Annotated in this window: 22 protein-coding genes; 9 read left to right on the top strand and 13 right to left on the bottom strand. The window is 65.5% G+C overall.

Translation table 11 applies throughout. The annotated features are described in order from the left end of the window. Positions 1-75: 75 nt before the first annotated feature. The 4 genes from A9971_RS07700 to A9971_RS07685 all read left to right on the top strand — a co-directional run bounded on the left by A9971_RS07700 (position 76) and on the right by A9971_RS07685 (position 4,279). Entirely contained in the window at positions 76-1,113 is a 1,038-nt protein-coding gene (locus A9971_RS07700; protein WP_183001569.1) for a hypothetical protein, read from the top strand. Between the two features lie 119 nt (positions 1,114-1,232). After that, positions 1,233-2,282 (top strand): hypothetical protein, encoded by a 1,050-nt coding sequence (locus A9971_RS07695; protein WP_183001568.1) that lies wholly within the window; start codon positions 1,233-1,235, stop codon positions 2,280-2,282. Between the two features lie 720 nt (positions 2,283-3,002). Continuing rightward, positions 3,003-3,359: a DUF6124 family protein gene (locus tag A9971_RS07690; RefSeq protein WP_019095088.1), complete on the top strand. Its 357-nt coding sequence runs from the start codon at positions 3,003-3,005 to the stop codon at positions 3,357-3,359. Positions 3,360-3,466: 107 nt separating this feature from the next. Beyond that, entirely contained in the window at positions 3,467-4,279 is an 813-nt protein-coding gene (locus tag A9971_RS07685; RefSeq protein ID WP_183001567.1) for an alpha/beta fold hydrolase, read from the top strand. Positions 4,280-4,390: 111 nt separating this feature from the next. Here A9971_RS07685 and dsbG read toward each other — a convergent pair whose 3' ends face one another. The 3 genes from dsbG to dsbD are packed head-to-tail and all read right to left on the bottom strand — an operon-like array spanning position 4,391 to position 7,748. Then, entirely contained in the window at positions 4,391-5,158 is a 768-nt protein-coding gene (dsbG, locus tag A9971_RS07680) for a thiol:disulfide interchange protein DsbG (RefSeq protein ID WP_053153005.1), read from the bottom strand. Further along, positions 5,134-5,997, bottom strand: a complete 864-nt coding sequence (locus A9971_RS07675) for a TlpA disulfide reductase family protein (protein ID WP_011062458.1) — start codon at positions 5,995-5,997, stop codon at positions 5,134-5,136. Before A9971_RS07675 ends, dsbG begins: the two co-directional genes overlap by 25 nt. Next, positions 5,997-7,748 carry a protein-disulfide reductase DsbD gene (gene dsbD, locus A9971_RS07670; protein ID WP_183001566.1) on the bottom strand — a complete coding sequence of 584 codons (1,752 nt, stop codon included), beginning with the start codon at positions 7,746-7,748 and terminating at the stop codon, positions 5,997-5,999. Before dsbD ends, A9971_RS07675 begins: the two co-directional genes overlap by 1 nt. A 153-nt stretch (positions 7,749-7,901) precedes the next feature. Between dsbD and A9971_RS07665 the strand changes: the two genes are divergently transcribed. The 4 genes from A9971_RS07665 (at position 7,902) to A9971_RS07650 (ending at position 11,860) form a co-directional block, all read left to right on the top strand. Beyond that, positions 7,902-8,579: a response regulator gene (locus A9971_RS07665; protein WP_183001565.1), complete on the top strand. Its 678-nt coding sequence runs from the start codon at positions 7,902-7,904 to the stop codon at positions 8,577-8,579. Then, positions 8,580-9,905, top strand: a complete 1,326-nt coding sequence (locus A9971_RS07660) for an ATP-binding protein (protein ID WP_183001564.1) — start codon at positions 8,580-8,582, stop codon at positions 9,903-9,905. It begins immediately after the preceding gene. A 235-nt stretch (positions 9,906-10,140) separates the two neighbouring features. After that, complete coding sequence (locus A9971_RS07655; protein ID WP_103291463.1) at positions 10,141-11,553, top strand: aspartate aminotransferase family protein; 1,413 nt, start codon at positions 10,141-10,143, stop codon at positions 11,551-11,553. An 82-nt stretch (positions 11,554-11,635) separates the two neighbouring features. Beyond that, positions 11,636-11,860, top strand: a complete 225-nt coding sequence (locus A9971_RS07650) for an MbtH family protein (RefSeq protein ID WP_011062453.1) — start codon at positions 11,636-11,638, stop codon at positions 11,858-11,860. A 289-nt stretch (positions 11,861-12,149) separates the two neighbouring features. Here the strand turns inward: A9971_RS07650 and A9971_RS07645 are convergent, their stop codons facing one another. From A9971_RS07645 to A9971_RS07600, 10 genes are all read right to left on the bottom strand, one after another. Further along, the gene (locus A9971_RS07645) at positions 12,150-12,977 is read right to left on the bottom strand and encodes a bifunctional 2-polyprenyl-6-hydroxyphenol methylase/3-demethylubiquinol 3-O-methyltransferase UbiG (RefSeq protein ID WP_123431273.1); all 828 of its coding nucleotides are present in this window, start codon (positions 12,975-12,977) and stop codon (positions 12,150-12,152) included. A gap of 210 nt (positions 12,978-13,187) precedes the next feature. Beyond that, positions 13,188-14,171 (bottom strand): metal ABC transporter solute-binding protein, Zn/Mn family, encoded by a 984-nt coding sequence (locus A9971_RS07640; RefSeq protein ID WP_183001563.1) that lies wholly within the window; start codon positions 14,169-14,171, stop codon positions 13,188-13,190. Further along, positions 14,172-15,071 carry a metal ABC transporter permease gene (locus A9971_RS07635; RefSeq protein WP_053159639.1) on the bottom strand — a complete coding sequence of 300 codons (900 nt, stop codon included), beginning with the start codon at positions 15,069-15,071 and terminating at the stop codon, positions 14,172-14,174. Further along, entirely contained in the window at positions 15,071-15,814 is a 744-nt protein-coding gene (locus tag A9971_RS07630) for a metal ABC transporter ATP-binding protein (RefSeq protein WP_183001562.1), read from the bottom strand. Before A9971_RS07630 ends, A9971_RS07635 begins: the two co-directional genes overlap by 1 nt. Continuing rightward, positions 15,811-16,740 carry a metal ABC transporter substrate-binding protein gene (locus tag A9971_RS07625; RefSeq protein ID WP_041119323.1) on the bottom strand — a complete coding sequence of 310 codons (930 nt, stop codon included), beginning with the start codon at positions 16,738-16,740 and terminating at the stop codon, positions 15,811-15,813. Before A9971_RS07625 ends, A9971_RS07630 begins: the two co-directional genes overlap by 4 nt. Positions 16,741-16,775: 35 nt before the next feature. Then, a complete protein-coding gene (locus A9971_RS07620; protein ID WP_015636479.1) occupies positions 16,776-17,348 on the bottom strand; it encodes a DUF6162 family protein in 573 nt (190 codons plus the stop codon). Then, positions 17,345-17,683 (bottom strand): hypothetical protein, encoded by a 339-nt coding sequence (locus A9971_RS07615; protein WP_041119322.1) that lies wholly within the window; start codon positions 17,681-17,683, stop codon positions 17,345-17,347. The genes A9971_RS07620 and A9971_RS07615 overlap by 4 nt, the downstream gene beginning before the upstream one ends. After that, positions 17,680-18,222, bottom strand: coding sequence for a hypothetical protein (locus A9971_RS07610; protein WP_011062445.1), 543 nt, complete (start codon positions 18,220-18,222; stop codon positions 17,680-17,682). The genes A9971_RS07615 and A9971_RS07610 overlap by 4 nt, the downstream gene beginning before the upstream one ends. Further along, the gene (locus A9971_RS07605; RefSeq protein WP_053159635.1) at positions 18,219-19,442 is read right to left on the bottom strand and encodes a PepSY domain-containing protein; all 1,224 of its coding nucleotides are present in this window, start codon (positions 19,440-19,442) and stop codon (positions 18,219-18,221) included. Before A9971_RS07605 ends, A9971_RS07610 begins: the two co-directional genes overlap by 4 nt. 296 nt (positions 19,443-19,738) lie before the next feature. Beyond that, positions 19,739-20,206 (bottom strand): VOC family protein, encoded by a 468-nt coding sequence (locus A9971_RS07600; protein ID WP_011062443.1) that lies wholly within the window; start codon positions 20,204-20,206, stop codon positions 19,739-19,741. Positions 20,207-20,489: 283 nt separating this feature from the next. On the opposite strand from A9971_RS07600, the gene A9971_RS07595 reads away from it, so the two are divergent. Further along, positions 20,490-21,713, top strand: coding sequence for an SfnB family sulfur acquisition oxidoreductase (locus A9971_RS07595; protein ID WP_047337435.1), 1,224 nt, complete (start codon positions 20,490-20,492; stop codon positions 21,711-21,713). Position 21,714 lies beyond the last annotated feature (1 nt).

Raw genomic sequence — 21,714 nt, 5'->3', positions numbered from 1 at the left:
AGGTCCTCTGCTATGATCGCGCCCGGCCCAGGTCCAAGCACCTGCGCCGGGCGTTTTCATTCAAGGACCGGAACCATGGCAGAACAGCTTTACTGGCGCGATATCGAAGATTCCCTGGGCAACTGGAGTGGCCTCGGTGTCGAGGTCGAACCGGGCTCCACGGACAAACCGCCGCTTTACCTGCGCACCGGCGCCAATGCCCGGATCAAGCTGATGCACCACGACATGCCGTTGTTCTGGGCCACCCTGGCCCGGGACCACGGCGGCGTCTGGCTGGTACGCAACCCGCTGGCGGACGGCGCCGAATGCCGGCTGCTGGCACCCATCGACTCACCCACCGTGGAGCAGCACGCCGCTCTGGCGCCCGAGCTGCGGATCAGGGCCTGGAGCCGCTATTTCGTCAGCCGTCTCAGTGAAAGCGCCCGGCACTTCCTCACCCCCGGTTTCTGGCTGGCCCAGGGCCTGCTGCCGGAGCCCTCCAGCACCGCGAGCGGCCTGGACCACTGGCGTTTCACCTCGGTGATCGACCCTTTGACCCATGTGCCCAACTGGCACCTGTACGGCGAGGATTTTCTCGACAACCTGCAACCCCAGACCCTGGAGTGGATCGACTGGTGGCATGGCGGCGGCAAGCTCATCGGCCTGCACCGTGTCGACCCCGAGGCCGGGCGCCTGAAGTGGTGGCGCAAGAAGGCCCGCGAAGGCAGCCTGGCGCCGATCCTGCTGTGGTACGTCGGCGGGTTGGCGTCCTACGTGGTGATCGACGGCCATTACCGTTTGCAGGCGGCCATCGCGGAAAACCTCGCGCCATCATTCATCGTCCTCAGCGCCACCCGCGAGCGCGGCTTCGCACCGAGCCTGGAGCATCAGCAACGGATCATGGATTCACTGCGCAAGCGCGGCGACGCGGTGCCGCGCAACCCGGCCCTGAGCACCGAGAACCTCAACCGGGTGCTGATCCAGGCGTTCGATGACCGGCCGCAGTACCGCAGCGCTACCCCGGCCTGGGCCGGCAATGAGCCGGAGTCGCAGTGGTGCGACGAGGTGCGTCAGTGCCTGGGCGGGCAAGGGTTGGCAGACGAAGTAGACGCGGTCATTGGCCGCCATGGGTAAGGCGCTGGCCGCCTTCGCTGGCAAGCCAGCTCCTACAGGCGAATGGGCCCTCCAGCCCTCTGCTATAGTCGCGCCTGCCCGCCGCAGGGCCGGTCATTGATCAAGGATTAGGGACAATCGTGGAACAGATTTTCTGGCGTGATATCGAGGATTTGGCCGGCCACTGGAACGGCCTCGGCGTGGACGTCAAACGCCCGGCCAGCGGCAAGCCCAACCTGTGCCTGCTCAGTGGCAACAACAGCCGTATGCAGTTGGTGCTCGGCGACCAGACCCTGCTCTGGGGCACCATGTCCCGCTGCCTGTATGGCGTATGGCTGGTGCGCAATCACCTGCCGGAGCAACTGCCGCAAACCCTGGTGGGCCCCATCGACTCGCCTCAGGTGGAACAACAGGCGCGCCTCGACCCGGCGCTGCGCCTCAAGGCCTGGAGCCGCTTCTTCGTCGAGCAATTGATGCAGCACCAGCCGGACTTCTTTTACCCCGGCTACTGGCTGTTGCGGGCCCTGCGCCCGGCATCGCAGAAACCGATGCGGCCGCTGCTCAGCGGCACCGAAGCCTGGTACTTCAAGGGCGGTGAAGACGCCCTGAGCCATATGCCGCAGTGGGCGATCTATGGTCGTAACATCCTCGACAACCAACAGGCCGGTACGGCGCGCTGGGTCGGGTTGGGGGAGTACGGTGGCGCAGTAGTCGGCCTGCATGCCGTGGACCCGCATTCCGGGCGCTTGAAGTGGTGGCGCAAAAAAGCCCGCGAAGGCAGCTTGCCGCCGATCCTGCTGTGGTACGTCACCGGTCTGAGCTGCTATCTGATTCTCGATGGCCATTACCGCCTGCAGGCGGCCATCGATGAAAACCTGCCGCCGGAGTTTCTGGTGCTCAGCTCGCCGCGGCTCTACCGCTATCGCCCCAACCCGCAAGAGCAGCAGAAGGTGCTGGGGGCGCTGCAAGTGCAAATCCAGCGCAAAAAACTGGACACCGGGCGCTTCAACCAGTTGCTGATCAGCACCTTCGACGACCGGCCGTATCACGGCTTCGGCAGCCAGTCCTGGGCGGGGATTGCCTCGGAGCAGGCGTGGATCGATCAGGTCAGCGGCATTCTCAAGGAGCGCGGTGACCTGAGCGACCTGGAGGAAATCCTCGAACGCGAAGCGCCGGAAGAATACGGCTGAGTCATTCTTCCGGCTGATGCCAATCGGTTTTTTGTAGCCGCTGCCGCAGGCTGCGAACGGCTGCGCAGCAGACGCGGCGATTGCAAGGCCGCCTCAGGTCTTTGACGGGAGATCGCCAGGCAAGGTACTGCGGACCTTTTCGCAGCCTCGCCAAGGCTCGGCAGCGGCTACAGCAACCCCTGGCAACCCTGTAGCCGCTGCCGCAGGCTGCGTACGGCTGCGTAGCAGACGCGGCGATTTCAAGGCCGCCTCAGGTCTTTGACGGGAGATCGCCAGGCAAGGCCCTGCGGGCCTTTTCGCAGCTTCGCCAAGGCTCAGCATCGGCTACAGGTCCGCAGGGCCATAGGTCAATGCTGATCGGGGCAAGGTGGTTTCGGAAACGGGCTGGAAGGTCGCTGGAATGGTGTTTAGTCGCTTTCTTTTGTAAGGCATTTCCGAGAAACTGCGGGCCGCTTGAATGCGTCGGGTCGGCGGGCTAGGGTTCCGGAGCCATCGCCCAATCGATGGCTCGGATGTGCAAGTCCGACTGTTACCAGACGCATAAGCGCTCAGTCATGCCTGAGCGATTTCATGTTCGCCGTGTTATGGCGGCCGTGCGCGGGAGATCTTCGGATCTGCCGGGGTTCTGGTAACTCGGTCTTGCACACCCGCGTACGGCTGCCACCTTATTCGTGTGCAAGCGAACGGTGTCGGCTCCTTGTCATTACCAGGAGTTTGACCATGAAAAAGCTCGTCCCCGATCCCCCCTCGTCCTATCGCGATCCCGCCCTCAAGGCCGCCAACGCCACCCTGCGCGTGGCCCTGGCCCGGCAACCGCTGGACCCCGCGCTGTTCCAGCTCACGACCCAAGCCAAACCCGTTTCCCCCGACTCGCTGTTCAGCGTGCGCGAAGGCGTCAGCGCCGAAGAGGCCTTGGTGCACGTGGCGTTGTTGCTCAAATGCGCCGAAGAGGTCTGCGATGAAATCACCCAGCAGGGCAGCGGCCTGGAGCGTGGGCTGATCTGGTCCATGGTGCATTCGGTGGAGATGGCCCGCGCGGTGGTGGAGGCCTTGCTCGACGGCCAGCGCGGGCCCTGAAGCCGGGCATCTCCTGATACGTTTTGTCGGCAGGGTCCGATTGACTGAGCTTTTTTCACGGCACAGTCTGTCGGACCTTTTTCGTCATTCCCTATAGGAGCTAGCCGATGCCTTTCGCCACCCTCGATGGACAACCGTTGCACTACCTTGACCAGGGCCAGGGGCCGGTGGTGTTCCTGGCCGGCAGTTATTTGTGGGACACGAGCATGTGGGCGCCGCAGATCGAGGCGTTGTCGGCACAGTACCGGGTGATCGCGGTGGACCTGTGGGGCCATGGCCAGTCCGGGCCGTTGCCGGCAGGCACCGCGTCGCTGGACGATGTGGCACGGCAGATGTTGGCCTTGCTCGATCATTTGCAGATCGAACGGGTGACCCTGGTGGGCTTGTCGGTGGGCGGCATGTGGGGCGCGCGTCTGGCCCTGGCGGCGCCGCAGCGCATCGACGGGTTGGTGCTGATGGACACTTACCTGGGCGCCGAGCCTGAGCCGACCCGGCAGTATTACTTCTCCCTGTTCCAGCAGATCGAGGACAGCGGCCTGATCGCCGAGCCGCTGCTGGATATCGTGGTGCCGATCTTCTTCCGCCCGGGTATCGATCGGCAGTCGGCGCTGTTCCAGGATTTTCGCGCCAGCCTCGCGGCGCTGCCCGCCGAGCGCCTGCGCCAGAGCGTGATTCCCATGGGGCGCATTACCTTCAGCCGGGCGGATGTGCTGGATCAGTTGGCGCATTTGGATGCGCGCAACACCTTGCTGCTGTGCGGCGACCAGGACCAGCCGCGGCCGCCGGCGGAAACCATCGAGATGGCCGAACGCATCGGCTGCCCTTACCAGCTGGTTCCCGAGGCCGGGCATATTTCCAGCTTGGAGAACCCGGAATTCGTGACCCGGGCCTTGTTGGGGTTTTTACAGCGCAATGGTTGAAGCGCGATTTTTCCGTCGTAGGAGCTGGCTTGCCAGCGAAGGGGCCCGCAAGCCAGGCGCCCGTCGCAAGGACGCCTTCGCCGGCAAGCCGGCTCCTACAGGGGCGGGGATTTATTTCGGGCCGAGGATCTGGGTCAGCTTGCCCGGGGCCGGGGCGCCTTGCTGCTGTTGCAGCTCACCCTTGTCGTCGAGGTAGAAGATCGCCGGGGTCGCCGACAGCTCTAGCTCTTCCATCAGTTTCATGTTGGCGTCGAGTTTGGCCTGGACCGCTGCAGGAATACTGGCCAGGGGTTTCAGGGCGCTGCCCTTGCCGGCCTTTTCATGATCTTGCAGGGCCTGTTGCGGGTCTTTGGCGGCCAGCAGGGCGGCGGATTTGCCCGGGCTGTCTTCGCGGATGATGCCCACCATGATATGCCGCAACTGCACTTTGCCAGCCTTGACCCAGGGCCGCGCCTGTTCCCAGAACATGTTGCAGTAGGGGCAGTTGGGGTCGCTGAACAGGTAGACGATGCGCGGTGCATCGGCCTTGCCGTCGGCGATCCAGTTGCTCTTGTCCAGGTTGCCCCAGACTTCCTTGGCCATCGGCGCGTAGACCAGTTTCTGCAAGGGTTCGGCGCTGAGGTCTTTGCCGTCGGCGTCGTACAGGTTGCCCAGCAGCACGTGCTTGCCGTCAGGGGTGAGGTACAGGGTCATGCCGCGGTTCTGGTACTGCGCGGCGTAGCCCTTGAGGCCGTCCGGGGCGTCGAAGCTGCCGATGATCTTGGCACCTTTTTCTTCGATCTTGCGGATGGGCGCAGGCAGTTCCTCGGCCTGTAGCAGCGGAGCGTTGAGCAACGCCGCGCCCAAAGACAGGCTCAGCAAGTGGCGGATGAAGGGCATGGCAGTTTCCTTGAAGGGGCGACCGAGGTCGGGTGGGCGCCGTCGAAGTTTTCCAGGGCCCGGGCCAGGCTGGCTTCCGAGAGTTCCCCCAGGTGGCTGCCCAGCAGGCGGCCATCGGCGCTATAGAACAGCGTAGTCGGCAGGGCCATGGAGCCCACGGCCTTGCCCAGGCGGCCACTGCCGTCGAACAGCACGTTGTTCAGGTTCAGGTCCTGGGTGGCCAGGAAGGTGCTGACGCTTTGCATGCTTTCGGCCTGGTTGACGAACAGGAAGGTCAGGTCCGGGCGTTGCTGCTGGGCTCTCTCCAGCACCGGCATCTCCCGCCGGCACGGTGGGCACCAGGTGGCCCAGAGGTTGATCACCAGCGGGCCACCCTGGTAGTCGGTGAGTTGCACGGTTTCGCCGGCGGCGTTGCGCAGGGCCACTTCCGGCAGGCGCGTGCCCTGGTCGTAGAGGGTCAGGGCCAGGGTCGCCAGCAGCCAGAAGGCCAGGCCGCTGGCCACCCCGGCACCCAATGGGCGGCGCAGCGCCGGGCGTTTCCAGCCCCAGGCCAGGGCCGCCAGGAGCATGACGATCACCCCCGGCCAGGCCAGGAAGCCGCCGTCGCGCAGGTCGATGATCATCCACAGGTCGTGCTGGTAGTGCTTCCAGTAAGCGAGCACGAAACTGACCCGGGCGGCGAGCATGCCCAAAAGGAACAGGCTGAACAGCACGGATTCGGGGTTGTCACCGCCGCGCTTGGCCACGCGCCAGCCCACCAGGGTGGCCAGGGCCAGGGCACTGATCAGCAGCAGGTGGTTGAGGGCGATGGCAAAGGTGCCGATGGTAAAGGTCAGCATCAACGGGCTTCCCGGGTCTGGGTCCAGCGTTGCAGGAAGGCGTTGGCATCCACTTCGCCGGTGATGCGCTGGCTGCGGCGTTCACTGCCGTCCGGGCCGATCCACAGCATGCTCGGTGGCCCCGGCACTTTGTAGCGGCTCAGGAGTTCGCGGCCGTCGGCGTTGTCCAGGGTCACGTCCAGGCGCAGCAGGCGCACGTCCTTCAGGGCATCCAGGACCTGGGGCTGGCCGAACACGGTTTTCTCCATGATCTTGCAGGACACGCACCAGTCGGCGTAGTAGTCCAACAGCACCCACTGGCCCTGGGCCTGAGCATTGTCCAGGGCGCTTTGCAGCTCGGCCGGGGACTTCACGGTGGTAAAGGCATCATGGGCAGTGACGCTGCTGGCCACACCGCCACCGCTGTAGACCTTCAGTGGCCGCCACAGCTCGTCGCTGCCACCGGCGGCGCCCACCAGCAGCATGCTACCCCAGACCCCGAACAGTACCGAGCTGGCACCGAAGGCGTGCACCAGCCGCCCGGCGATGGCCCGCTGTTGCCAGGCGCAGTAGGCGAGTACCAGGGCCAGGGCGCCCCACAAACCTATCCACAGGCTGGCGCCCAGTACCGGGCGCAGCATGTAGATGGCGGTGCCCAGGAACAGGAAGCCGAACACGCCCTTGAGCAGGTTCATCCACGGCCCCGGCTTGGGCAGGAAGCGGTTGCCCACGGTCACCAGCAACAGCAGGGGCAGGCCGATGCCCAGGCCCAGGGCGAACAGGGCCAGGCCGCCAAACAGCGCGTTGCCGGTCTGGGCGATGTACAGCAGGCCGCCGGCCAGTGGCGCGGTCATGCACGGGCCCACCAGCAGCGCAGACAGCGCGCCGAGAGCGCCACAGCCGATCAGGCTACCGCCCTGGCGCTGGCGACTGGCACCTTCCAGGCGGTCGCGCAGGACTGCGGGCATCTGCAATTCAAAGAAACCGAACATCGGCAGCGACAGCAGCACGAACAGGGCGGCGAAACTGCCCAGCACCCAGGGTTGTTGCAGCCAGGCCTGCAGGTTGCTGCCCAGCAGGGCGGCGATCACCCCCATGCCGGCATACACCAGGGCCATGCACAGCACGTAGCTTGAGGCCAGGGCCAAACCGCGGCGCGGGCTGGCGCCGCTGCCGACGACCATGCCGGCGAGAATCGGCAACATCGGCAGTGAGCAAGGGGCGAAGGCCAGCAGCAGGCCGAAGCCGAAGAAGGCCAGCAGGCCCAGGCCCCAGGATTTGTGTTGTAGCTCATTGGCCAGCAACTGGTCCTGGGCCGAGCCGCCGCTGGTTGTCGCAGAGTTGGCGGCAGCGACTGTGGGCGCACCGCCCAGGTCCACTTCCAGGGTTTGCGGCGGGTAGCACAGGCCGGCGTCGGCACAGCCCTGCCAGCCCAGCTTGATCTTGCCGCTGGCGGCGGCGGGCAATTTCACTTCCAGGCCTTGGCGATACACCGTCTGCTGGCCGAAGAATTCGTCGCTGTGGTCTTCACCGGCCGGCAGGGTGGGTTGCAGCTCTGGCGCCACGCCGTCGAACTTCAGGCGCTTCTGATACAGGTAGTAGCCGTCGGCGATCTGCCAGAACAGCTGGGTTTCTCCCGAAGGCAGGCGCTCGGAGGTGAAGACGAAGGCCTTGCCCACCGGCAGGAAGTCGGGCTTGACCTCGAACGGGTTGTTGCCGGCGTGCGCCAGTGTGGTGAAGAGCATGAACAACAGGAGAAACAATCGACGCATGGCCAAGCCTTAAACCGGTGCAAGTTGCGAGCACAATGGCCGGTCCTGATTAACCGATGATTAACCATACTTGGCTTGTGGCCAGGAAACGGCGGGCATAATGTCCGCTTAATCCGCAGCCCGCTTAATCAACGCCTTTGTACAGGACCGACCATGCACGTACTTGTCTGTGAAGATGATGAGCTGATTGCCAGCGGGATAGTCGCCGGCCTCACGGCCCAGGGCCTGACGGTCGAGCATGTGGCCACCGCTTCGGCAGCGCGGGCCATGCTCGGCGTGGCCGATTTCGACGTGATGGTACTGGATCTTGGCCTGCCGGATGAAGACGGTTTGAAGCTGCTCAAGCAGCAGCGCCAGAAGGGCCTGGAGATTCCGGTGCTGATCCTCACCGCCCGCGACTCGGTGACCGACCGGGTCGATGGCTTGCAGGCCGGTGCCGACGATTACCTGCTCAAGCCCTTCGACCTGCGGGAACTGGCGGCGCGCCTGCACACCCTGTTGCGCCGGGTGGCGGGGCGCAGCGTCAACCTGATCGAGCACGGGCGCCTGACCTATGACCCGAGCACCCGGGAAACCCTGCTCGGCGGCCAACCGGTGGACCTCTCGCGGCGCGAGCAATCCCTGCTCCAGGCGCTGCTGCACAACCGTGGCCGGGTGCTGTCCAGCGAGCAACTCAAGGACAGCGTCTACGGTTTCAACGATGAGCTGGAGAGCAACGCGCTGAATGTGCACATCCATCACCTGCGGCGCAAACTCGGCAACGGCATCGTCGAAACCGTGCGCGGCCTCGGCTATCGCCTGGGCCCGGCCGACGGTGAGGAGAACCGCTAAGTGAGAAGCCTGCGCCTGCGCCTGAGCATGACCCTGGGCGCTGCCTTCATCCTGATCTGGGCCCTGGCCGCGGCCTGGATGCTCAGTGACCTGCGCAACCAGATGATGTTTTCCCTGGACCAGCGCCTGGTCGCCTCGGCGCGCATGGTCGCCGGGCTGCTGGAGCAGATGCCGGCGCTGCCGTCCCATGGCCCGAGCAACCAGATCAACAGCGCAGCCCTGACCATCCCCGGCGGCATGGCCTGCCAGGTCAGTTCCCTGCGCGGGCAGATCCTGGCCCGCAGCCACAGCACTCCGGAGCACCCGCTGGAAGCCGAGAAGCTGGGCTTTCACGACCAGATGATCGACGGCGCGCCCTGGCGCACCTTCACCCTGGTGCGCGGCGACATGCGCATCACCACCGCGGATCGCCAGGTCGAGCGCGAAGCCCTGAACATGTCGGTGCTGCTGGCGGCTTCGGTGCCGGTGGGCGTGGCCTTGCTCGGCTGCCTGTGGCTGCTGTGGCTGGGCATCGGCCAGAGCCTGGCCCCGCTGAACCGGATTCGTGACGCGCTGATGCGCCGCAGCGCCGACTCCCTGGAACCGTTGCAGATCCAGCCCATGCCCAGCGAGCTGCGGCCGCTGCTGGAAACCCAGAACCAGCTGTTCCAGCGCATTGCCAAGACCATCGAGCGCGAACGGCGCCTGACCGGTGACGCCGCCCACGAATTGCGCAGCCCGCTGACCGCGATCAAGACCCACCTGCAAGTGGCGCGCATGACCGAAGGTGCGGCCCGGGATCAGTCCCTGGCCCGGGCCGAGGAGGGCGCCGACCGCATGCACCGCACCCTGGAGCAGTTGCTGTTGCTGGCCCGGGTCGAGGGCAGCCTGTCGTTCGACGACGGCGTGCACTGCACTGCCGAACAGGTGGCGCGCCTGGCGATCCAGGACGCCGCCGTGGGTGCTCGGGCCCGGGTCAAGCTGCATATGCAAGGCAAGGCCGGCGAGGCTGCGGTGGAAATGCCCTCGACCCTGGCCATCGCCGCCTTGCGCAACTTGCTGGACAACGCACTGCGCCACACCCCTGAAGAATGCCCGGTGGAGCTGAACCTGGAGACAGTCGGCGCCCGGGTGCGTTTCCAGGTCCGCGACCATGGCTCGGGCATTCCCGTGCAAGACTTGCAGCACCTGACCCAGCGCTTCTGGCGCGACAGCCAGAGCAGTGGCTGTGGCCTGGGCCTGGCGATTGTCCAGGCCATCGTCCAGCGTTGTGGTTGCGAGCTGAATTTCGACAGCCGCCCCGATGGCCTGCGAGTCGAGCTGACCCTGCCTGCCCACCGCGCCTGACCCATCACCTTCCCCTGTAGGAGCCGGCTTGCCAGCGAAGGGGCCCTTGAGACCGCCTTCGCCAGCAAGCTGGCTCCTACGGGGCGGCATGTGCAATTTCCTCGCCCCGGGGTGTAAATCCCCACCGCGCTGAAGCGTTTTTAGAACAGGAAAACCTGTCAGTGCGCGCCCGCGCTTGGGCTGCGCATCCGGCCGGTGGCCGTTTTGCTCAAATTGCAGCGTGAGGGTTCGAGACATGTCAGCCGTTACCAGCCTGATGGAAGATTCGCCGGTGGGCCTTGGCGCCGCCCCGCAAGAGACGCTTTACCAGTTCGACGAGTCGCCCCTGCTGGCCCGCCAGAGCCGCCAGGAATCCAATGCCCGCAGTTATCCACGGCGCATTCCCCTGGCCCTGAAGCGGGCCAGCGGCATTCACGTCGAAGACGTCGAGGGCCGGCGTTTCATCGATTGCCTGGCCGGTGCCGGGACTTTGGCCCTGGGCCACAATCACCCGGTGGTGATCGCCGCGATCCAGCAGGTGCTGGCCGATGAGTTGCCGCTGTTGACCCTGGACCTGACCACCCCGGTCAAGGATCAGTTCGTCCAGGACCTGTTCGGCCTGTTGCCCGAGGCCCTGGCCGCGGAGGCCAAGATCCAGTTCTGCGGTCCCACCGGCACCGATGCCGTGGAAGCCGCGCTGAAGCTCGTGCGCACCGCCACCGGACGCAGCACCGTGCTGTCGTTCCAGGGCGGTTACCACGGCATGAGCCAGGGCGCGCTGAGCCTGATGGGCAGCCTGGGGCCCAAGCGCGCCCTGGCCGGGCTGCTGAACAACGGCGTGCAGTTCCTGCCGTTCCCCTATGACTACCGCTGCCCGTTCGGGCTGGGGGGCGCCGAAGGGGTCAAGGTCAACCTGCATTACCTGGAAAACCTGCTCACCGATCCGGAAGCCGGGGTGGCCCTGCCAGCGGCAGTGATTGTCGAGGCGGTGCAGGGCGAGGGCGGGGTGATCCCGGCCGACCTGGAATGGCTGCAAGGTGTGCGCCGCATCACCGAGAAGGCCGGGGTGGCATTGATCGTCGATGAAATCCAGAGCGGCTTCGGTCGCACCGGCAAGATGTTCGCCTTTGAGCACGCGGGGATCATTCCCGATGTGGTGGTGATGTCCAAGGCCATCGGCGGCAGCCTGCCGCTGGCGGTGATGGTCTATCGCGACTGGCTCGACACCTGGCAGCCGGGTGCCCACGCCGGCACCTTCCGCGGCAATCAGATGGCCATGGCCACCGGTTCCGCGGTGATGCGCTACCTCAAGGAACACCGGGTGCCCGAGCACGCGGCGGCCATGGGCGAGCGCTTGCGCGAGCACCTGCTGATCCTGCAGCGCGACTTCCCGCAACTGGGGGATATCCGTGGTCGTGGCCTGATGCTCGGGGTGGAGCTGGTGGACCCGGCCGGCGTGCCGGATGCCCAGGGCCATCCACCCCAGCATGCGCGCCTGGCACCGCTGGTGCAGCGCGAATGCCTCAAGCGCGGGCTAATCCTGGAGCTGGGCGGGCGCCACGGCGCCGTGGTGCGTTTCCTGCCGCCGCTGGTAATCACCGCAGCGCAGATCGACCAGGTGGCCCAGATCTTCAGCAAAGCCGTAGCGGCGGCAGTGGCCAGCCTCTAATTTTTTGCCCCGCCGTTTCGTTCCTTCTACACAACCGCCGTGCGTTGAGCGCGGCGAACCTTATCAGTGATGGAGACAAGCAATGACTTCAGTATTCGACCGTGAGGACATCCTGTTCCAGGTGGTGGTCAACCATGAAGAGCAATACTCGATCTGGCCCGACTACAAGGCCGTGCCCCAGGGCTGGCGCACTGTGGGCAAGAGCGGTTTCAAGAAGGACTGCCTGGCCTACATCGAAGAAGTCTGGACCGACATGCGTCCCCTGAGCCTGCGCCAGAAGATGGACCAGCAGGCCGTCGCCGGCTGATCTGTAGCCGCTGCCGAGCCTGCGAGGCTGCGAAAAGGGCCGCAGGACCTTCAGCGATCTCACGAGCGGCGCCTCCTACGGAGCCGTTCGCAGCCTGCGGCAGCGGCTACGAAGATCCCGGATCAAGATTGTTCTGTAGCCGCTGCTGAGCCATGGCGAAGCTGCGCCAAGGTCCGCAGGACCTTCAGCGATCTCAAGAGCAGCGTCTCCTGCACAGCCGTTCGCAGCCTGCGGCAGCGGCTACAGAGGCGCTGCCTTCTTGAGCTTGGCGGTTTTTCACGCCGGGCGATCAGCCCCCGCGCTTGACGGCCTGCAAGGTGTAGCTCAGTGGCAGGCGCCATGGCGCTTCCTTGAGTCGCCATTCGCCGCGTTCATCCACCACCATCTGCCCGGGCAGGGCTTCCCAGGGGATGCTCTGGTGCTCCACCAGTCCCGTGATGTCCAGGCCCTGGGCCAGCAAGGCGCTGATGATCTCTCCCAGGCCGTGGTTCCATTCGTGGGTCATGGTGGCCTTGAGGGGGCTGTCGGTTTCCACGTAGGTATTTTCGTCGTCCCAGACCAGAGGCTCGCGGGTTTCGAAGTAGGGCAGTTCCACCCGCAATGAGTCGTGGTGATCTTCGTTGATGGCCCAGAGCATCGGGTGGCCTTCGCGGATGAACAGCCGGCCCCCGGGCTTGAGCAGGGCGCCGACGGTCTGCGCCCAGCGCTCGATGCTCGGCAGCCAGCACAGGGCGCCGATGCCGGTGTAGACCAGATCGAAGTTGCCTTGGGGCAGTACCTCGGCGGCCAGGAACACGTCGGACTCGTGGTAGTCGATAGGCGTATTGCAGCGTCGGGCCAGGGTCCGGGCTTCCGCCAGGGACGCCGGGGAAAAATCCACGCCGCTCATCTGCGCGCCGAGGCGGGCCAGGGACAGGGTGTCGGTGCCGATATGGCATTGCAGATGCACCCCGCGCAGGCCTCGGATATCCCCCAGCAAGGGCCGGTCGAACTGCACCACGTCGGACAGATAGCCGGCTTCGTCGACAAAACGCTGCACCGCGTAGTCCGCCGAGGCGGCATGCAGGGGCGCGCGTTCGTCCCAGTTGGTCTTGTTGAGGTTTACGTAGTCGCTCATGGCGCGGGCTTCTTCTCTGGGCTTTTGGCGAAGCGCAGACTAGCACCGGAAAATGCGCGCGATCTTGAGGGAATATGTAAGCGGCCCCGGCCCCTGACCCCGACTGTAGCCGCTGCTGAGCCATGGCGAAGCTGCGCCAAGGTCCGAAGGACCTTCAGCGATCTCAAGAGCAGCGTCTCCTGCACAGCCGTTCGCAGCCTGCGGCAGCGGCTACAGGCTCAAGGCCTGGGTGACTTTCTGCAGGTTGCCTTCCAGTTCGGCGAGCGGGTCGGCGCTGTCGGTTTCCAGCACCAGTAGCTGGCTGCCGCCGGCGCTGATGGCGGCTTTCAGTGCATCGGACGGCTGGCGGTGGTGCAGGACCAGGGCCACATCGTTGTCCTTGAGCCGGGCTTGCAGCTTTTTCAGGGCCTCGGGGGTCCATTCGTTGTCGGCCCGGGCGTCCACTTCCAGCAGTTCCAGGCTCAGGCCACTGACCAGGTACCCGAAGTGCTCGGAGAGGCTCAGCACGCTGAGGTTGTCGGCCTCGGCCAGGCGCGCTTCGCTGTCGGCGCTGAGTTTCAGCAGGCGCTGTTTGAGGCCCGCCAGGTTGCTTTCGATCTGCGGTTTGGCTTCGGGCGCCAGCCGCGCGAGGTCCGCCGCCAGCACGTCGGCCATGCGCCCCAGGTTGTTGCTGGACAGCCAGGGCTGGGCGTTGAGCCCGTCGCTCTTGCCCGGTTGCAGGGCCACCCCGGGCAGGGCGCCGTCCACCGGGCGTGCAGCGTCGATCTCGACGATACGGATGTTGCTGCGCCGGGCGTTGGGGTACAGCGGGTCGTCCGGCCAGATCGAGCGCAGGCCGATCACTGCGTCGGCATTGAGTGCCTGCTTGGCCAGGGCCGGAGCACCACGCCCGGTGAAATAGGCAGTCTGCCGCGAGCCCGGCAGGTTGGCCGGGGCGGCCCGTTCCAGCTTGATGTCGGTACCCTGCAGCAGGATCTGCCCCAGGCCGAAAGTCACCGGCAGGGAAGCCAGCACCGTCGGTGATTTGCTTGAGGTGGCGCTGTGCAGCGCGGTATTGCCCATGCCGTGGTTGGCGACCACGCGCATCGGTTCGAAGTGGTCGCGCTCGGCCAGGGCTGGAGTGCTGATCAGGCCGCCGAGGGCCAGGGCCAGGGTCAGGCGACGCAGTGACAGGTGATGCAATGAACTGTGCATTTATCCGATATTCCCTTTCAGGCTGGGGACAGTGCCGCGAGCGATGGCGGCCAGGGCGAAGGCGACACCGGCCACCAGGATGATCGCGGCGCCGGAGGGCACCGGCAGGTCGAAGACGATCGGCAGCAGGATGCCGCACAGGGTGCTGACGGTAGCGATGCTCACCGAGATCCAGAAGAAGCCCTTGAGCGACTGGCTCAGCAGGCGTGCCGCGGCGGCCGGAATCACCAGCAGGGCGCCTACCAGGATGGCGCCGATGACTTTGACCGCGGCCACGGTGATCAGGGTCACCAGGATCACGAACAGGTAGTCCAGGGCCTTCACCGCTACGCCGCGTACCGCCGCCAACTGCGGGTTGAAGCTGGCCAGCATGATGCGGTTGTACAGCGGCAGGCTCAGGCCCAGCACCAGGGCACCGACGATCAACAGCACCAGAAGGTCGTTGCCGTTGACCGTGAGCACCGAGCCGAACAGCACGTTTTCCAGAATGTGCACGTTGATCTTGCCGGCCAGGATCAGCAGCAGGCTGGCGCCCAGGGCCAGGGACACCGAGAGGAAGACCCCAATCAGGGTGTCCGGGGCCAGCCCGGTGCGGTTGCGCAGGTAGTTGAGGAGGATGCCGAACAGCAGGCAGTAGCCGAACAGGCTGCCGTAGGGACCGGTGTAGGGCTCGCCCAGGAGAATGCCGATGGCCACCCCGGTGAGGGCAGCGTGGCCTACCGCTTCGGAGAAGAAGGCGAAGCGCTTGACCACCACCAGGGTGCCCAGGCCACCGAGCACCGGCCCGATCAGCAGGCCGGCCAGCAGTGCATTGACCACGAACCCGTAGGCCAGGGCTTCGGGCAGGTAGCCGGCCGAAGCCCAGCCCTGGACCATCAGGCGAAAAGCTTCATAGGTCATCAGGCAGCACTCCCGGCGGTTCGTGGATGAGTGGAGAACAGGCTGAGCAGGCGCTCCGGGGTCAGGGTCTGCTGCGCCGGGCCGTCGAACAGCACCCGGCGATTGAGGCCGGTGACCCGGTCTGCCAGACGGCCCACGGCTTCCAGGTCGTGCTCGATCCACAGCAGGGTGATGCCGCTCTGGCGCCAATCGTGGAGCAGGCGTTCGAAGACCTGGATCCCGGCCTCGTCCAGGGCCGACATCGGTTCGTCCAGTACCAGCAGTTGCGGGGCCGGGATCAGACCCTGGGCCAGCAGCACGCGCTGGCGTTCACCGCCGGACAGAGCACCCATGCGCCGTTTGCGCTTGTCTTGCATGCCGACCCGTTCCAGGGCCTCGCCTATGGCCTGGGCGTAATGTCGGCTGAGGCCGAGAAAGGCCGGGCGGCGCTGGCACATGGCAGCCATGAAATCGTCTACGGTCATCGGCAGGCCACGGTCGAACTCCAGGGCCTGGGGCACGTAGCCGAGGGTGCCGGGCGCATCCGGCCATTGCAGGCGCAATTGGCCCTGGTGCGGCATCTGCCCCAGCAGGGTCTTGATCAGCGAACTCTTGCCGCCGCCGTTGGGGCCCACCAGTGCGTGCACGCTGCCGGGCTGCACCTGGAAGGTCACGCGGTCGAGGATGGTGGTGTTGCCCAGGGTCAGGCTGACCTGATCGAACTCGATGGCCGGGCCCCGCAGCAGGGTCTCGATGGCGGTCATGCCCCGGCCTCCTGGATGGCCCGGACCACGGTGTCGAGGTTGCCTTTCATTTCCTTCTCGTATTTCTCGGCGCTGTAGTCGCCGTAGGAAATGTGCGACAGCGGGTAGAGCTTGACCCCGGATTCGCGCTGGATGGTCTCGACGTAGGTGGAGGGGAAGTCCATCTCCGAGAAGATCACCTTGACGTCGAGTTCCCGCAGTTGGTCGATGGTCTTTTTCAGCTGACTGGGGCTGGGCTCGATGCCGTGGGCCGGTTCCACCACCGCGGTGACTTGCAGGCCGAACTCGCGCAGCAGGTAGTCGTAGGCTGCGTGCACCGTGGCCACCCGCAGGTCGGCATTGGGCGCCTGGGTCAGCTTGGCCAGGGCGTCGGCGCGCATCTGCCGCAGGCGCTTGCCGTAGGCACGGGCGTTCTGGGTGTAGGTCTTGGCGTTGGCCGGGTCCATCTTGCCCAGCTCCCGGGCGATGTTGTTGACCTGGGCGATGGAGGCGCTGATGGAGAGGAAGGTGTGCGGGTTGACCACTTTGCCGGCGCCTCGCGCGGCCACCCCGGTGGCGGCCAGCAGCGGCACGTTTTCGTTGGCTTCGATCACCGGGATGTCCGGGCGCTCGCTGGCGGCGATCATGCGGTCGGCGAAGTCATCGTGGCCCACGCCGTTGAGCACTATCACGTCCAGGGTGCCGATGCGCTTGATGTCCTCGGCCCGGGGTTCGTAGGCGTGGGGGTTGAAGCCGGCGGGAATCAGCGGCACCACCTCGGCCTTGTCACCGACGATATTGGCCACGTAGCTGTAGTAGGGGTGCAAGGTGATGCCGATGCGCAGGCGCTTGGCCGGGTCGGCGCTGGCCAGGGGGCTGAGCATCAGGGCCAGCAGACTGACCAGCAGCACCTGCAGAAAGGGGCGGCGTTGAGATGAAATAGGCATGGGCAAGCGGTCTTCTCTCGGGTGAATGCGAATGATCAGTGGCGATGCTGGCGGGTTACTCCGGCATCGAATTGCGCCACCACCTGTTGCCAGCCGGCGGCGGCCAGTGGTTCGTCGCCCAGGTCAGCGGGCAGGGCGGCAGAAGGGGCGCGGTTGAGCCAGATATCCACCTGGGTGTCATCTTCGGCGTCGATGCGCATCAGAAAGGAGCCGGCCACTTGCGGGTTCTGGCTCAGACCCAGGTAGGCCTGGTTCTGCACTGTCCAGATATGGCCACCGCGGCTCACCGAACTGGCGTCCTGGGCGAAGGGCGCGAAGCCTTCGCCGGCCAGCTCCTCGGGGGTCGGCAGGTCCTGGCTTTCGGCGCGCAGCAGGTGGATTTCGTCGAGGGTCACCCGCAGGTCGGCATAGATGCCCTGTTCGCCGGCGCTGAGGTCGCGGCGCGCGTCCAGCTGGTGGCTGGCGACACTGCCGGTCGCGGTTTCTTCGCCGCGCCACAGCACCACGGTGGCAGCCACACTCAGAATCAGTGCACACAGCAACAGTACATAGAGGGTTTCATGGCCGGCGCCGGCGGGGCGCACGACCTGGGTGGTGGCAGGAGTCATGGGGCCTCGATATCCGCTTGGTCGATCTCGACCACGTGGCCGGGGCCCGCATCGAAGAGTACGTAGAACTCGCTGGAAGGTTTCTTGAAGGTCAGGGTCGAGTCGGCCCCCAGCTTGCCCGGCACCAGGATGGTTTCGTCGTAGCCGATCACGTCCAGGGTCACCCCCGGGGCGCCGCTGCCATCGGAAAAACCACCGGTGCAGCGGATCTGCTCGGCGTCTATGGCCTTGCACTCGCACATCGGGTTGTGGGCCAGGGCGCTGTGGCTGAAGGCGCCGCCCAGCAGCAACAGGGCAACGGCGCCGAGGCGCCGGGTGGATACTGCGCAACTCATCGTTTGCCTCCTTGTTTTTCGAGCCAGGCCACGGTGGCCGGTGACGCCTGGCTCAGGGGAATGGATGCCTGGTGCATGCTGCCGTCCCAGCCTTCCATGGTGATCCACAGCTCGGAATCGGCCTTGGTCTTTTCCGGGATGGGCAGGCTGGCGCCCATACGGTACGGGCTGCCAAAGAAAATCACCCCGGCGGCCCGCAGGCTGCGGGGCTTGCCGATGCGCAGGTAGGTGGCCTTGACCGGCTCGATGCAGGCCTGGCACAGGGCGGCGTTGAAGCTTTTCAGGTAACCGGCGGGGCCATCGCTGCGCGGCGCTTCGTTGCGCATTTCCGCCAGTCGCAGGCTCCAGGGGCCGACCTGGATTTCGCCGATCTCCCGTTCACCCAGGCCGCTTTCGCCGCGAAACAAGGCAACGTCGGCGAAGTATTTGGGCATGAAGCCCAGGGGAATCAGCAACAGCAGGATGTTCAGGTGAAAGCGCCACTTGTGCCAGAGCCGGCTCAGGTTCGAAGGCGCGGCAGCGGTGCTGGTCTGGCTCACAGGGTGCTCTCCGAGGTTTCGGCGCTCATGGCCGGGGCGGGTGCCTGGGCGGGTTTGCTGGCGGGGCGCGCACGGGCGGCCTTTTCTTCGCGCTTGAGGGCGTTGGCGGTGGCCAGGGCGGTGCGCTTGGTCCAGATCAGCAGGCCGCTGAGGACCATCATGCTCAGCACCAGGCCGAAGAAGAACCAGATCAGCTTGATCCAGAGGCCGCCGAAATCACCGGTGTGCAACGGGCGCATGGATTCGGTGACGAACTCCAGGGTGTTGCGGTCCGCCAGCAGGTGCGAGGTGTCCAGGGAGCCGGTATAGGGGTTGATGTTGGCCGTCTGGTACATCAGCGGATACCAGCCGCGGCCGCCGACATACAGGTGGCTGTAGGCGTTGCTCGGCAGGCTGACGAAGCTGATGTCGAAGCCGGGGATTTTCTGTGTGGCAATGCCGATGGCCTGGTCCAGGCCGATCATCGGCGCCGGGCTGCCATCGCCCGTGGTCGGCACTTGCTCGCGGGCGATCACCGGGACCACGGGTTCGCTGGAGATACTGATGTGGTTGTCCGAAAGAATCGCTTCGATCATGAACCAGGTGCCGGTGATGGAGATCACCGCGATGAACCAGATTGACCAGATGCCGCTCAGGCGATGGAAATCACCCCAGAAGATCCGTGCACCGTGGCGCAGGCGCAGGGTCGGCTTGAGAAAGCCTTTCCAGAACTTCTTGTAGACCACCAGCCCGGTGATCAGCGACACCAGCATGGGCAGGCCCAGCAAGGACACCAGGTACCAGCCCCAGCTGTAGCCGTTGGTGAAGGGCACCAGCCACCAGCCGTGCAGGGCGCGGGTGAAGCCCTGGAAATCGAACTGCGGGCTGGTGCCCTGGATCACCCCGGTGTAGGGGTTGACGTAGAGCGTCGGCGAGCGGCCGTCCGGGTAGCTGACACTGACACTCAGGGCGAAGTGGCTTTCATCCGGGGTGACGATGGTGTCCACCCGGGTCTGGGGTTCGGCGCGCTTGATGGCCTGGACGATCTGGTCGTAATTCAGCGGTTGTGCATCATCGCTGGGCTTGCTGGCGCGCACGTCGGGGTTGGCCAGCCACACGATCTCCTGGCTGACCACCGCCAGGGTGCCGGTGACGCAGACAATCAGCACAAAGAACCAGATGGGCAGGGCCAGCCAGCTGTGCACCAGAAACCAGATTTTTGAACGGGACTTCTTCGACATTGAATGGGCGTCTTGATTCGAGGAATGGAGCGGCACTGGAACCCGGGACCGGGCCCGGGACAAAAAGCGCCGGGCATAGCCTGGGCCAACGCGGCCTGCTGCATCTAATTAAGACGAATGAGAATCGTAAATCCCGAAAGGCGATATGAAAGTAAATGTTACGAAGCTGCGAAACCCTCGTGAAAGCCGCTGCTTGACTGGTTTGGCCAATGCCCAAGGCCCCGTAGGAGCAGGCTTGCCCGCGAACGGCTCCGCGAGACGCCTTCGCCGGCAAGCCGGCTCCTACAGGGGCAGGCTCAGCCAGCCTGTTGCTGGAACATTTCCCGGGCCCGCCGGCCGATTTCCTCGGCGCTCAGTTCCTCCTTGCGGCTGGCGAGGAACCACACATGCCCGAAAGGGTCGCGCAGGCTGCCGCTGCGATCTCCGTAGAACTGGTCCTTGACCGCCGACACTTCGGTGCCGCCCGCGGCGATCGCCTGGGCAAAGCGGCTGTCGACATCTTCCACATACAGGTGCAGCCCGACCGACGTCTTGTGGGCTTCCGGGCTGCCCATCGGGGTTTGTTCGCAAGGGCTGCCGAGCATGATGGCCGAACCGCCGATGCGCAGTTCGGCATGGCCGACCCTGCCGTCGGGCATGTCCAGGCGCATGATCTGCACCGCGTCGAAGGCCTTCTTGTAGAACTCGATGGCCTCGGCGGCGCGCTGGATGCCCAGGTAGGGGGTGACGCCGCTGAAACCTTCGGGAATGGGATTGACGCTCATCAGGGTTTCTCCTTGATCTTGTTGTTGGGGGCGACGCTGACGCCGCGTGGAGCAGGCTTCACTCTATACCCGGGCCCTTGCTTGCCCGGCACGGGCCGACGAGGTGTCGTCCAGGCAACACTGGCCTACTGTTGGCCCATCAACAGCGTTCCAGCAATCTGCCCGGCAGAGGGCCTGATGCAGGGGCGAAATACCCACTCAAGTCCTTGAATTCATGGGGGCAGGCTTTAGGCACAGAAGCTGCAATGAGCGGCAGTCACCTTCATTCGCCCGAGAGCGCCGTATGCCTGCATTGCCTGAATCTGCCGTTTATCCCCTGCACACTCCCGCTGCCCATGTGATCCGCGATGGCGCCGAAGCCCTGGCCGTGGCCCGGCAAGTGGCCGCGATCCTGCTGGAGCAGGACGCCGAGCGCGACCGTACCCGGGAAGTACCGGCGCAGGTGGTCGACCTGTACTCCAACAGTGGCTTGTGGGGCATCAGCGTGCCTCGCGAATTCGGCGGCGCCCAGGTGTCCTATGCGGTGCTGGCCGAGGTCATCGCGATCATTTCCGCTGCCGACCCGTCCCTGGGGCAGATCCCGCAGAACCACTACTGCCTGCTGGAAGACATCCGCCTGCAGGGCACGCCGGAGCAACAGGCACACTTTTTCGCCCTGGCCCTGCAAGGCCATCGCTTTGCCAATGCGTTGTCGGAAACCGGCGGCAAGAACGTCCAGGACATCCAGGCCACTGTCCGCCGCTCGGGTGACGGTTATGTGATCAATGGCCGCAAGGGCTACTGCACCGGTTCGCTGTATGCCCATTGGCTGGCAGTGCTGGCGCTGGACGAGCAGGGCAGGGGCCAGTTGGCCTTCGTGCCCCGGGGCAGCGAGGGGCTGGCGGTGATCGACGACTGGGACAGCATCGGCCAGCGCACCACCTCCAGTGGCACCGTACTGGCCCAGGACCTCAAGGTGCCGGCCTTCAACCTGTTTCCCACCTACCGTTCCTACGAAAGCCCGACCCTGGCCGGGCCCTTCGCCCAGCTGACCACGGCCGCCATCGACGCCGGGATTGCCCGGGCGGCGCTGCGCGACACCATCGCCTTCGTGCGTGAGCATGCCCGGCCGTGGATCGATGCCGGGGTGGAGAAGGCCAGTGAAGACCCGCTGACCATCATCCAGGTGGGGGCCCTGGACATTCGCCTGGAAGCCGCCGAGGCCCTGCTGGAACGGGCCGGCCTGGCCCTGGACGCGGCCCGCCCGGCACCCGATGAAGACAATGTGGCCCGGGCCTCCCTGGCGGTGGCCAAGGCCAAGGTGCTGACCACCGAAATCGCCATCGAGGCCAGCAACAAACTGTTCGAACTGGGGGGCACCCGTTCCACCCTCAAGCGCCACAACTTCGACCGCCACTGGCGTAACGCCCGGGTGCATACCTTGCACGACCCGGTGCGCTGGAAATACCACGTGGTGGGCAACTGGCTGCTCAACGACATCAAGCCACCGCGCCATGACTGGTCCTGAA

The sequence above is a fragment of the Pseudomonas sp. UME65 genome (assembly GCF_014170225.1).
Lineage (GTDB): Bacteria > Pseudomonadota > Gammaproteobacteria > Pseudomonadales > Pseudomonadaceae > Aquipseudomonas > Aquipseudomonas protegens.
The sequence above is the reverse complement of the archived record's forward strand: the minus strand, read 5'-3'. Positions and strand labels throughout refer to the sequence as shown.